The organism is Streptococcus sp. 3109 (genome assembly GCF_013276905.1).
Taxonomy (GTDB): Bacteria; Bacillota; Bacilli; order Lactobacillales; family Streptococcaceae; genus Streptococcus.
Window position 1 is genome coordinate 148,466 of sequence record NZ_VMLY01000001.1, and the last position, 12,029, is coordinate 160,494.

The 12,029-nt window shown below is 39.1% G+C and carries 8 protein-coding genes and 3 pseudogenes; all 11 read right to left on the reverse strand.

From position 1 onward, the window contains the following. Positions 1 to 3: 3 nt before the first annotated feature. The 11 genes and pseudogenes from adcAII to HT698_RS00905 all read right to left on the reverse strand — a co-directional run bounded on the left by adcAII (position 4) and on the right by HT698_RS00905 (position 12,027). The gene (adcAII, locus tag HT698_RS00855; protein ID WP_173218333.1) at positions 4 to 921 is read right to left on the reverse strand and encodes a zinc-binding lipoprotein AdcAII; all 918 of its coding nucleotides are present in this window, start codon (positions 919 to 921) and stop codon (positions 4 to 6) included. Between the two features lie 142 nt (positions 922 to 1,063). Next, positions 1,064 to 2,455: an amino acid permease gene (locus HT698_RS00860; RefSeq protein ID WP_173218331.1), complete on the reverse strand. Its 1,392-nt coding sequence runs from the start codon at positions 2,453 to 2,455 to the stop codon at positions 1,064 to 1,066. 122 nt (positions 2,456 to 2,577) lie between these two features. Next, positions 2,578 to 3,135, reverse strand: coding sequence for a thiol-disulfide oxidoreductase-associated lipoprotein SdbB (sdbB, locus tag HT698_RS00865; RefSeq protein ID WP_173218329.1), 558 nt, complete (start codon positions 3,133 to 3,135; stop codon positions 2,578 to 2,580). A gap of 10 nt (positions 3,136 to 3,145) precedes the next feature. Next, positions 3,146 to 3,853, reverse strand: a complete 708-nt coding sequence (gene ccdA2, locus HT698_RS00870; RefSeq protein ID WP_173218327.1) for a thiol-disulfide oxidoreductase-associated membrane protein CcdA2 — start codon at positions 3,851 to 3,853, stop codon at positions 3,146 to 3,148. A gap of 229 nt (positions 3,854 to 4,082) precedes the next feature. Beyond that, positions 4,083 to 4,499, reverse strand: coding sequence for an LPXTG cell wall anchor domain-containing protein (locus HT698_RS00875; RefSeq protein ID WP_173218515.1), 417 nt, complete (start codon positions 4,497 to 4,499; stop codon positions 4,083 to 4,085). A 27-nt stretch (positions 4,500 to 4,526) separates the two neighbouring features. After that, positions 4,527 to 4,733: pseudogene (locus tag HT698_RS00880) on the reverse strand (hypothetical protein); the annotation flags it as partial. 1,902 nt (positions 4,734 to 6,635) lie between these two features. Beyond that, a pseudogene (locus HT698_RS10450) lies at positions 6,636 to 6,752 on the reverse strand (YSIRK-type signal peptide-containing protein); the annotation flags it as partial. A 719-nt stretch (positions 6,753 to 7,471) separates the two neighbouring features. After that, positions 7,472 to 7,879, reverse strand: a pseudogene (locus tag HT698_RS00890) (hypothetical protein); the annotation flags it as partial. 5 nt (positions 7,880 to 7,884) lie between these two features. Further along, positions 7,885 to 8,847 (reverse strand): Rpn family recombination-promoting nuclease/putative transposase, encoded by a 963-nt coding sequence (locus tag HT698_RS00895; protein WP_173218325.1) that lies wholly within the window; start codon positions 8,845 to 8,847, stop codon positions 7,885 to 7,887. Between the two features lie 191 nt (positions 8,848 to 9,038). Next, entirely contained in the window at positions 9,039 to 9,938 is a 900-nt protein-coding gene (locus HT698_RS00900; protein ID WP_173218323.1) for an Rpn family recombination-promoting nuclease/putative transposase, read from the reverse strand. Positions 9,939 to 10,263: 325 nt separating this feature from the next. After that, entirely contained in the window at positions 10,264 to 12,027 is a 1,764-nt protein-coding gene (locus tag HT698_RS00905; RefSeq protein ID WP_173218320.1) for a glycerophosphodiester phosphodiesterase, read from the reverse strand. Positions 12,028 to 12,029: the final 2 nt, after the last annotated feature.

Consider the following 12,029-nt stretch of genomic DNA (forward strand, 5'->3'; position numbering starts at 1 on the left):
TCCTCACTTTAATTCTTCTGCTAAAACACTTATATTTTCTTCAAGATTTTCTAAATAAGTCTTGTCATTTTGTGGGTCTGCCTCTAAAGGATTCAGAGTTTTAAGACCTACACCTGTTGATTTAACAAGAGTTTCAGCTACTTTTGAAGAAGCATTACTTTCTGTAAAAATCGTTTTAACCTTATAGGTTTTAACAAATTCCTGAATTTCTGTTAGTTGTCGTGGACTTGGTTCTTGTTCAGGAGAGATGCCTGCAATACCAAGTTGATGAAGTCCAAATCGCTTCGCTAAATAAGAAAAGGCTGTATGTTGTGTTACAAAGGTTTTCTGACTCGCTTTTTCAAATTTAGGCTGGAATTTCTTAGTTAGTTCTTGAGCTTTTTTGATAAAGGCTTGCGCATTTTTCTGGTAAGTTTCTTTATGCTCACTATCCACCTCTGAAAGTTTATCAGCGATAATCTGAGCTTCTTCGCCAGCTTTTTCAGGATCTAGCCAAGTGTGAGGATCATAGAGCGTTTTTTCATCAACTCCATCCCCTGCTTCCACATCTTCTAGCCCAGGGATACGTTCCAAGGTCATTCCCTCAGAAGCCTCTAAAACCTTCACTTTAGATTTTTTTAGATTGGGATCTAAACTTCCTGCCCAAGATTCGAGTGTATGAGAATGGTAAACAAATACATCCGCGTCATAGATGGCCGCGATGTCATTTGCCGAAGGCTCAAAGGAGTGAATCCCACTACTTGACTGAATCATCCGAACATCATTCAAGTCACCAGATACTTCCTTAACCATAGCGTAGATAGGATAAAAACTGGTCACAATTTTCATCCCCTTTCCTGTCTGGCTTTCCTTTTGACCACAGGCTCCCAGCAATAAAAGAAAAACACTTAACAAGACTAAAAATAAATTTTGTTTCTTCATGAACAACTCCTTAACCGTTTAATTAACTAGTAAACATTCTACTCCTAAAAATTTAATCTGTCAAGATATTTTTAGAAAAAATTTGAAATTTCTTTCACATATAAAAATCTGCTGAGTTTCAACAACTCAACAGATTCTCACTTTATTCTTCTATGGTAGAATGCTTATAACCATAAGTGAAGTAAATAATACTTCCTATCAACAAGGTAATCAGGAAAGCAATCCAAGTTTCCATATTATACTGTAACATAAAGGATAAACAAATGATGATTGATAAAATTGGTAACAGAGGTACCAGTGGTGTTTTAAATTCTCCAGCTTTGGGCATCCCCTTTTCTTTCCGTAAGCGAATCAAACCATAAGCCAGCATGATCAAGTAGGCCAAGGTACAAATATTTAAGAAGGCTGCGATACTAGCAAGAGGGAACATTCCTGCTGCTACTGCTGAAGCTAGACCTGTTAAAATAGTAGCATTTTTTGGTACCTTGCTTGTTTTGGTCAGTTCTTTAAAGGCAGCAGGCATTAAGCCATCGCGCGCTAAACTGTAAATCATACGTGATAGAGCATAGGTCATCGAAATACAAACTGTAATCAAGGTCAAGATAGCCACCAATGACACATAGTTGGCTGCCCAACTAATCCCAACACTACGAAGGGCAAAGGCAACGGCATCGTCAACATTTAGATGACTATAGTGAACCACACCAGTTAAGACAAGGGTCACCAAGGCATAGAGAATAGTTACAATAGAAAGCGATAAGACAATCCCTCTAGGAATATTTTTTTGAGGAGTCTTGACCTCATCTACGGCCATAGAGATGGATTCAAATCCCAAAAAACCGAAGAACATCAAGGAGGCACCAGCCATGATACCGGTACTAGCGCCATAGATTTGTCCAAAACCGTAAGGAGCAAAATTGCTCCAATTATCAAGTTTGATATGCCAAATTCCCACCAAAATAAAGAGAGCTAAAGCGGAAAATTTCAAAATAACTAGAATTGAGTTAAAGCGTAAGGCTGCTTTAGCATTGAGTAAAACAAGCGAGGTCACCAAGACCAAAACAAGAATAGGCAATAAATCAACAAATGTCCCTGCTTGAGGATTAAAGGTACCATTTAAAGCCTGAGGAAGGGCTATCCCGTATTGAGAGAGCAAGCCTTTAAAATAAGCTGCCCAACCCGAAGCCACACCAGATATGGCTGTCATGAATTCCATCATGGTTAACCAGCCAGCCAACCAAGCTGGGAATTCTCCTAAGATAGCATAGAGATAGCTGTAGGCACCACCTGTGGCGGGTACTCGTGAAGCAAATTCTGCAAAAAAGAGGGCTGATAATCCCACACACAAGGCAGAAATGACGATTGAAATCACTAGGGCTGGACCAGCAAGCGTTGCAGCTGCAGTACCTGTAATTGTAAAGACACCTGTCCCTACCATGGCTCCGATACCCAGCAAAATCAGATCCCATAACTTCAAATGCCTGTGCATCTCCGTTTTATCCAAACTTACATTCTTTGTTCTAAATATATTCATCTTTGACTCCTAAATAAAATGATGATTCTATTTTACCATAAATATAGGATATTTGTGAATATTTATAAAACATTTTTCTAAAAAAATCTGACTACTCTCTTGTAATCAGATTTTTATCGTTTCTAGTTCATTTCTTTAAAGGCCGCTTCTGCATCTGCGTTGCTGATGACACCAAATTGAATCTTTCCAATCTTCCCTTGACTATCAATTAGGTATTCTGTAGGAATGCTTCGAATTTGATAAGCTTGGAAGGTGGTTGCCTTGGTATCATAAAGAACTGGGATATCCTTATAGCCTTGATCTTGGAACCATTGTGGGAATTGCTCAACAGTTTTTTCACCTTGAATTCCTGGTGCAATGACACTAAGAATTTCAAAATCACGATCTGGTTTTGCAGCTAATTCCATCAACTCTGGCATACTTTTCTTACATGGACCACACCAGGAAGCCCAAAACTTCAAATAGACTTTTTTACCCTTATAATCAGATAACTTAACTTCTTTGCCATCCATGGATTGCAAGGTGAAGTCTGGAGCTTCTTTTCCAACAGCAATTTGTTGTACAGTCGTTTCTTGTTTTGGCTGTTGTGGGGCTTGAGTTTTTTTAGTCTCTTCCTCACCACAAGCCATCAATACGACTAATGACAAGAGGCTTAAGCCAGCAAACATTACTTTTTTCATTTGTTCTCCTTTATTCAAAAATTCCAGCTAGAACATTTACTTGTCCTAGTATTAACAAAATTCCCATTAAAATAATGAGGAAACCACCAATTTTCTTCAGTAGCATCATATGGCGCTTGATTTTACTAAAATAAGGCATGACTACTCCTGAAGCTAGTGCCAAGACCAAGAAAGGAAGGGCCATCCCTAGAGTGTAAATCAAGGTATAGATAGCACCTTGCCAAGCGCCATTGCCTCCAGAAGCCGCAAACGCTAAAACAGAACTTAAAACTGGACCGATACAAGGTGTCCAACCAAAGCTAAAAGTAATACCGAGTAAAAATGCTGACCAATAACGATTGACTTCTGATTTCTTAAAAGTAAAGCTTTTTTGAACCTCTAATTTCTTAAAATGAAAAATTTCCATCTGGTGAAGACCCAAAATGATAATAATAGCTCCCATGACATATCGAAACCAATTTGCATAGAGAATATGACCAAAGTAACCTGCACCAAAGCCTAGAATAAAGAAAATGAGAGAGATACCTGCAATAAAGCAAAGTGTTCGAATCAAACCTGACCAGAGAACCTTTCTCCCAAACAAAGAAAAACTTTTTGCGCTTTCCTGATCATCCAATAAAATCCCAGCATAAACTGGCAGAAGTGGAAAAATACAGGGAGAAAAGAAGGACAAGACCCCTGCTAGAAAAACGGAGATTGAAAATACTAGCGTTTCCAATAAAGAACCAACTTTCTTAAGATTTCTAATCCTATTTTACTATATTCAATTTAATTTGTATGCTTTCTGCTACGCAAAATCGTATCGGGCACTATTGGACTAATCTTTTCTTTTGCTAGTCAAGGCGGATCTTATCCCCAAAATAGGCAAAAAGCAACGACAAGGGTTACTCGTCGCTGCTTTTGTGAACGAAAATGTCTTTTAGGTCTGACATTTCATAAATCATGTTTTACTTGAGTTTGGCAAGGATTGCTTTAAGCTCCTCTACTAGTTTAGCTTCTGTCTCTGCTGAACCATTTTCCTCTTTCACGAAATCAAGGGTTTCTTGGAGAAGTTTTTTGGCTTTGGCAAGGACTTTTTTATCTACTTTTTCTGCATCTAGCTGTCCTAGAACCTTGGTCAATTCCGTGCTTAATTGCTGGATTTCTGACTCTTTCTTACGGCGAACCAACCAGAAGGCAATCACACCTAGAAGGGCGAGTAGACCGACTACAATCACTCCTGCTGGAACTGAGTTTGTTTCAGTCATCTTATCTGAATCCTTACTATCTTCCGTTCCTTGTTTGGCATCCTTCTTGTCCTGTGTAGGCTTGCTGTCGCTAGCATTTGCTTTCACATCTTTAAGAGAGTCCAAGGCAGCCTTCACAGACTCTACTGCAGTACGCAAACCTTGCTCTGTCAAGGCACTATCTTCCAGAGCTTTTTGAGCATCTAGGAGGACAGCTTTGGCTGCATCGATTTTCGGATCAGATACTGTTGCCAAAGCTTTCAAGCGTTGGTCTAACTCTTGAGTCAAGGCACGAAGTTTAGACTTGTCAACTTGCTCTGGAGCTGGAGCAGGTGCTTGCGTGCTCGTTGAGCTAGCCGAAGGACTTGCTACCGCTCTAGGTGCTTGAGTCGGAGCTGAACTTGGAGCTGGAGCAGGACTTGCAGGTTGACTCGGAGCTGCTGATTGAGACGGTTGTGGAGCTGGCTCAGATGGAGCTGTTGGAGTCTCAGTAGCTCCTTGATCTGGCTGAGTAGGAGTAGAAGGTTGAGGTGTTGCGTTATATGAATCAGGAATTGGATAATATCGTCTAGCTGGTAAGCTGACTGGTGTTGAAGAAGCACTAACTTCACTATTACCATGTTTAGCTGTCGCACTTACTTGAGTTCCTGCACTAGCCGCATTATGGGAAATTGTAACAATACCACTTACTCCATCAATGCTGACACCTGATTTTGTTGGTGTTAGGCTCCAGCTTGACCCTGATTTCGTAGCTACAACTTTGTCGCTTCCAATGCTAATTTCTACATGGTCTGCATTCGCACTTGGTGTTACCGTTACATTGGCATTCGCTTCGCTAGAGGCAACTGTTGGTTTTTCAGGTGTTGCTTCTTTAACTACTGGTGCTGTCGCTCTTCTTTCATCACTAAACCAGGAACCACGTTCTCGTGGATTACCATCGTTTACGTTATTATTTACTTCGATAACAGTGAGCGCTCTAAATTTATCTGTTCCTATCTTATTAACTCCAGGCTTATAATCAGACTGGGTAATAGTAATTTTGCGTGCAGAACCATCCCCATCATTATTAGGAGATATATCTTTAGAGGCAAGTATATTATAACCTTCCGGATAAGCTAATCCATCCGGACTCCCTCCATAATTAGAAATATCCGAACCTCCGGTTACCAAATATACTTTCATCTTTGCGCCATTAGGTAATTTAGGAACATAAGGAATTGTCACATCAATATTAGGTTTTTCATTAGCTTTACCTGCTAAGCTCGGGACACTTGCATCTGTACTATCATTTGGTGTATTAATAGTCGGCTTCTGAAAAGGGAGATAGTATCCAAATTGTGTCGTCTGACTACCACTTGAAGTAGTTACTGTTACATTCAATAAATACTGACCACTGCGCGGAGTAGTTCCGTCGAAAGTCAAAGATGCTTCACTCCCATTGACAGAAGATGCGACCTTTAAACCCATGTTTTCATGACCAGTTACAGATATGCTAGTAATTTTCTCATGATTTGATTTAGCACTAATTTTCAAAATATTACCAAATACTCTATCTCCACCTGGTACTACTAGTATATTAGAAACCTCTATTTGTTTACGTACTGCATTCCATCTCCCAATTGTTAATCCTGTTATATTCCGTCTTTTTCTTACATGAACTCCTCTTTCCTCAGAATTTTCCTCACTATCATTTTTTGACATCATCACTTGATTACCATCCAGTAACTTGTGAGCTTTTTCGACAAGTTCTCCAGAAATCTTTCCGTCGTCTGAAAGTCCTAACTTTTCGTTGATAGTATCGGCTAAGTTTTTAAAAGCTACTGCAGACTCAGGATTAGATTCTTTCAATCTTTTAGATGCATCTATCAATTTATCATATAACTGATACCCGTCTTCTTCTTGAGATTGCTCTGTCTTATCTGCTACCACAGCTTCTTCTTTGTCAGTTAAGGATTTTTCTTCCAACTCTGGTTGAGCTTCTTTTTTATCTTTTTCTACCTCGGACACGGGAGATGATTCACCAGACACAGGTTTAACTACACCATCAACTTTTTCGTCACCTTTATTCTCTACTGTTTCCTCAGCTTTTCCTTCACCATCTTTAGCTTGGCTGTCTTGCTCTTTTCTCTCTGTCGCTTGAGTGTTTGGTTTAGCTCCTTCTTGTTCTACGTTAAGATTTTGATTGCTTGTATCTGATGGCGGTAAGACAGATGGATTCCCAGTGTTGCCATTTCCATCCTGACTGACCACTTCTGTATTTGCTTCCGCCGCCTGAACTTCTGTCGCTGGATTAGCCACAAAAAAGACAGACCCTAGCAAGACTGAGGCTGCTCCAATTGAAAACTTGCGTATAGAAAAGCGTTGGCGCTCATTCATTTTAAACTGTTTCATAGTTTTTCCTTTCTTTCTACCCTGTCTTTGCTCCTCTAGCCATGTTCATACAGGCATCAACTCGCAATAAAAACAGGAAAACATGACCTTTTTTCATCTTAAACAAATGACAAAAAACCCATTGTTTACTAACACTTCATTATATCAACTTAGTTCCTTTCCTTCAACCTCACTTTGTTTTAGAAAATCGATAATTATATATATATATATATATGCACAAGGCTTATTTTAAAGGATTTAGAGGCTACTTATTTGTAAATTTAGTATATTTTCCATTATTTTCAGAAATTTTAAATTTATATGACATTCAAACGAAACTGTTCGTCTTGCTATCCATCGCCAGAAAGACCTATCCTAGACTCAGCAAATAAAAAAACAGGCTCTCCGAAAAATCAGAAATCCTGAGATATTATTTGATATAACTCCTATCCCAAATCACTTGATGTAGGCTCTCCCAGCTTTGTCGAGTAGCAGAGGTAGACTAACCATGACAAAAATCAGCCATAGCCAGACTCATAAAAGCCCAGATAAATATAGGAGAGAAGCAAGAGAAAGGCCGATAGCAAAACCATACCCAAAGTCTCTCCAAAATTCCTACAAATAAATAGGAGCCAAAGAAGAGATAAAGGATAAAGAGACTAAAGCAAAAACGCTTGCCTGTCTTTTAGTACAAAAAGCACACCTTGGCTAGATGGTGTGCTTGACCATTATTGCTGATTTTACAACAATGTCTCAAACTCAGTGACAGTCATTTCCAATTGCTCGCTCGCAACCTCAGATGTCAAAAGACCTTGACGGACTAGATTTAGTAGCATGGACAAACTTCCTTCGACTTTCCCACGCTCCAGTCCCTGTTCAAGACCCTCTGCACGACCACGTTCAAGACCACGTTCTAAGCCCTTTTCCTCAGCTTGTTCCAAAGCATAGTCCTGTGCCAACAATGCCTGTTCTTCGCGCATACGTAGTTGACTAAACATCTTCCTGTCCTCCTCGGACCAGCTCTTGTAGTCCAGCAGTTGGTCTGCCTGGCTGATAGCTCGCTCAGGTTGTTGGGTAAAGGGTTTATTCCCGAAAAACTCTAACCATGGTTTGCGAACCTCGTCTTTGCTGGTTTCTCTGTATTTTTTAGGTCTTATTTATGATCGTCTTTCAATAATTCTTCAAACTCAGAGACAGTCATGCCCAGTTGCTGACTGGCAACCTCAGAAGTTAGAATACCTTGACGGACTAGATTTAGTAGCATGGACAAACTTCCTTCGACTTTCCCACGCTCCAGTCCCTGTTCAAGACCCTCTGCACGACCACGTTCAAGACCACGTTCAAGACCACGCTCTAAACCTTTTTCCTCTGCTTGTTCCAAGGCATAGTCCTGCGCTAACAAGGCTTGTTCTTCGCGCATACGTAGTTGACTAAACATTTTTCTGTCCTCCTCGGACCAGCTCTTGTAATCTAGCAGTTGGTCTGCTTGACTAATAGCTCGCTCGGGTTGTTGAGTAAAGGGCTTGTTCCCAAAAAACTCCAACCACGGCTTGCGAACCTCGTCTTTGCTGGTTTCTCTGTATTTCTTTAATTCCAAGAATGCCATCTTGACTAGATGGTTTTCTTGTCCATTGTTTGTGATGGTTAAGACTTCACCTGTCGTGTCTTCGCGCATACTGAAACTGTGGAAAGCTAGATCATCTTGGAAATAATTACTATCCACAATAGCTATTGCATAAACAGGTGCGATATGCTTGTAACTCTGGTGGGTATCACCTTCACGCTGACGAATTTTTTCGAGATTTTGATTGACCTGACTACACAGATAAGCCCACAGGCGATTGATGAAAAAATTCTGATGGTGGACTTGGATTTCAATGATTACTTGGGTTTCATTATCCAACTCCGCCAAGACGTCTATACTGGTATAGAAGTCCTGAGCCGAGTAGGGTAGAGAAGGCAAGACATGAATATTACTTCCCTCCAAAATCGTCACATTTTTTGCTGGTAAATCCAGCATATCGCGGATAAATTGACAAGTGATTTCTGGATTGCTAAAGATTTTCTTAGCTACCAAGTCATTAGTCGGGCTGATGCCCGGATGACGTACAGTCATATTTCTTCTCCTTTCATTATATCACATTTTTTAATCTAATTTACTAGATTCGATGCTTCTATCTATTTATTCGGAAAAGAAAGTGAAAAGTTCAAACTTTCCTAACAAAAAAGATAGCTAATCTCTTTTCCATCAAGAAATTTAGCTATTCTTTTTAATTGTTTTCATATCGTATAATATTTACAGATTTCTCACTCATGTTCTTTCAACAGTACCTCAAACTCAGCCACAGTCATACCCAGCTGTTGGCTGGCAAATTCAGTGCTTAATACATGTTGGCGAACTAGATTTGCTAACATCGCGAAACCGCCTTCTGCACGACCTCTCTCTAAACCTTTTTCCTCAGCTTGTTCCAAGGCATAGTCCTGCGCTAACAAGGCTTGTTCTTCTCGCATACGTAGTTGGCTAAACATCTTCCTGTCCTCCTCGGACCAGCTCTTATAGTCCAGCAGTTGATCTGCTTGGCTGATAGCTCGCTCGGGTTGCTGGGTAAAGGGCTTGTTGCCGAAAAACTCCAACCACGGCTTGCGAACCTTGTCTTTGCTGGTTTCTCTATATTTTTTTAGTTCTAAGAACGCCATTTTGACTAGATGGTTTTCTTGACCGTTATTTGTGATAGTTAAGACTTCACCTGTCGTGTCCTCGCGCATACTGAAACTGTGAAAAGCTAAGTCATCTTGGAAGTAGTTGCTGTCTACAATTGCAATGGCGTAGACAGGAGCGATATGTTTGTAACTTTGATGAGTATTGCCTTCTTGTTGGCGAATTTTTTCTAGGTTTTGATTGACCTGACTGCACAAGTAAGCCCACAGGCGATTGATGAAAAAATTTTGATGATGAACTTGAATCTCAATGATAACTTGAGTGCCATTGTCTAGTTCAGCTAAAACGTCTATACTGGTATAGAAATCTTGGGCTGAATAAGGCAGAGAAGGTAGTACATGAATATTGCTTCCCTCCAAAATGGTTACATTTTTTGCTGGCAAGTCCAGCATATCGCGAATAAATTGACAAGTGATTTCTGGATTGCTAAAAATTTTCTTAGCAACCAAATCGTTGGTCGGGCTAATGCCCGGATGACGTACAGTCATATTTCTTCTCCTTTCATTATAGCACATTTTTTAATCTAATTTACTAGATTTGATGCTTCTATCTATTTATTCGGAAAAGAAATTAAAAATCTCCTAATTTTTAATCAATTCTTTCTAATGGATATAGAGAATAAAGGAATTTTCCCAATTTTTAGTACCATTTTAGAAGTTGTAATGTACTATTCCAATCTCAAATTACTATAAAGTTGATTGAAATAAAAACAAGACATACATTTATCGTAAACGAATTGCAACCACAAAAAAGCAAGCATTCACAAGAATACTTACCTATCATGGGAGGAATAGTTGTTCCTCTTTTTTATTACTAAAATTCAAAGAATTCCAAAGCTTTTTTCAAGAGCAAATCCGTATATTCTGGATCTTCTTGGGCTACTTCTATTTCCCACTGAACCTTTTCCAAATCATCTGTAATCACTCCATCTACTCCTAAGTGAAGAGATTTGCTGATAGCTTCTGAATCATTGACAGTCCATACATAAAGTTTCTGATCTGTTGTCCATAGTTTGCTTACAAAATATTCATCCAAGGTCGAGTACTCCATAGTATATCCTGTCGCCCTTGTTTTAGGAAAGACAGAATTGTAGGGCATGATAAAATAAACTGGCAGTTCGGCATCATACTGTCTTACTTTTTCAACAACATGGTAGTCTAAAGACTGGATTTGATGTCCATAAATCTTGAGCTTTGCAGCATAACGGGCTAAAAAGCGGTCCATCATGTCTGGACTATCTTTTTTACTGGTTTTAATTTCAATTAGTAATTTTTGACCAAGTTCGTTGGCTCGACTGAGATAATCTTCAAAGCTTGAAATTTTAGCCTGGTAGCCATTTTCAAAAATATCAATCCCTTTAAGCTCCTCCAAGTTTAAGTCTTGAGGACTTTTATTGATACCTGCTAGATTTTTCAAGTTTGCATCATGCATCATGACAAACTGCCCATCTTTTGTTTCCTGCACGTCCGTCTCCACCAAGTCTGGTTTGAGTTGTGCTGTAGTTTCCAAGGATTCTACTGTATTTTGAATCCCATTTGCATTGGAAACCCCTCGGTGAGAAATAAGCTGAGGTAGATGAACCATGGGAGTCTCCAGATAAATATAACCTTCTAAGGCAAAGAAAAGACTGGCACAAATCATGACTCCCCATCGCATGATGTGATCTTTTTCTCTCCTAGGAAGCATATCCAGCCCCTTTCCTGTCAAAAATGAAACAAATTTAACCAAAAAATAAGTCAGAGCCATATAATAAAGATTTTTAATCACAACAAAATTCAAAATACCAAGAATCAGAGACTCTCTCTGAGTGATGTCATCTACCAAAGTTTGAGCCAATAACAAAGGAATCAAAGGAAGATAAAATAATAAATTTGCCTTGAGCAAGATATAAAATAAATTCCAAGCATAAAAAGCAACTCTTTTCTTGGTTTTCTCCAAACTAAACATCACTGCTTCTCGAACAGTCAGCTGATCATATACAATCTTCGGAAGGGCAAACATCAATCTGACAGAGACATAGAGAAAGATAAGAGATAGAAGTAGAATGCTCAGCCACCACATCCAATATTTATCTTCTAAATAATCTTGGATAAACTCTGGAATGACGATTTTATTGAGATAATAAATCTTCAGCATTTTCCGTATAAAAGGAAAAAGCATAGCTATATAGAAAAAGATAAACAAGGCTTTGGCGCAAGTTAGCTTTTTCATAAATCCAAAACTTTCATGGAAAACCTTGCGGATATACTCAATTAGCCTTCGCTTTTCATGATAGAGGAGATGACGAGCACCAATAAAGAGGAGTCCTATTTGAAAATAAGCGACCAGCAGGTTAATGATAATCAAGGCTAAAAAAGCTAGACTAATCAATGGAGAATGAGTGAGGATGGCTAAGACATTGTTATAGGAAATAAAAAGATAACCTGTCTGATCTAATAAGAAGCTAGCCAACCATGAATTGAATGGTACCCACAAATACTCCACTATCATAAAAATCAAGAAAAAGAGAAAGAGGATTTTATCAAGATTGAGGTAAATCTGTTTAAAACCCAATTTTTTAGGTTTTTCAGGTTTCATAG

Coding starts and splice junctions, on each gene's coding strand:
- adcAII (WP_173218333.1), bottom strand. CDS start 921: ATGAAGAAACAAAATTTATTTTTAGTCTTGTTAAGTGTTTTTCTTTTA.
- HT698_RS00860 (WP_173218331.1), bottom strand. CDS start 2,455: ATGAATATATTTAGAACAAAGAATGTAAGTTTGGATAAAACGGAGATG.
- sdbB (WP_173218329.1), bottom strand. CDS start 3,135: ATGAAAAAAGTAATGTTTGCTGGCTTAAGCCTCTTGTCATTAGTCGTA.
- HT698_RS00895 (WP_173218325.1), bottom strand. CDS start 8,847: ATGACTGTACGTCATCCGGGCATCAGCCCGACTAATGACTTGGTAGCT.
- HT698_RS00900 (WP_173218323.1), bottom strand. CDS start 9,938: ATGACTGTACGTCATCCGGGCATTAGCCCGACCAACGATTTGGTTGCT.
- HT698_RS00905 (WP_173218320.1), bottom strand. CDS start 12,027: ATGAAACCTGAAAAACCTAAAAAATTGGGTTTTAAACAGATTTACCTC.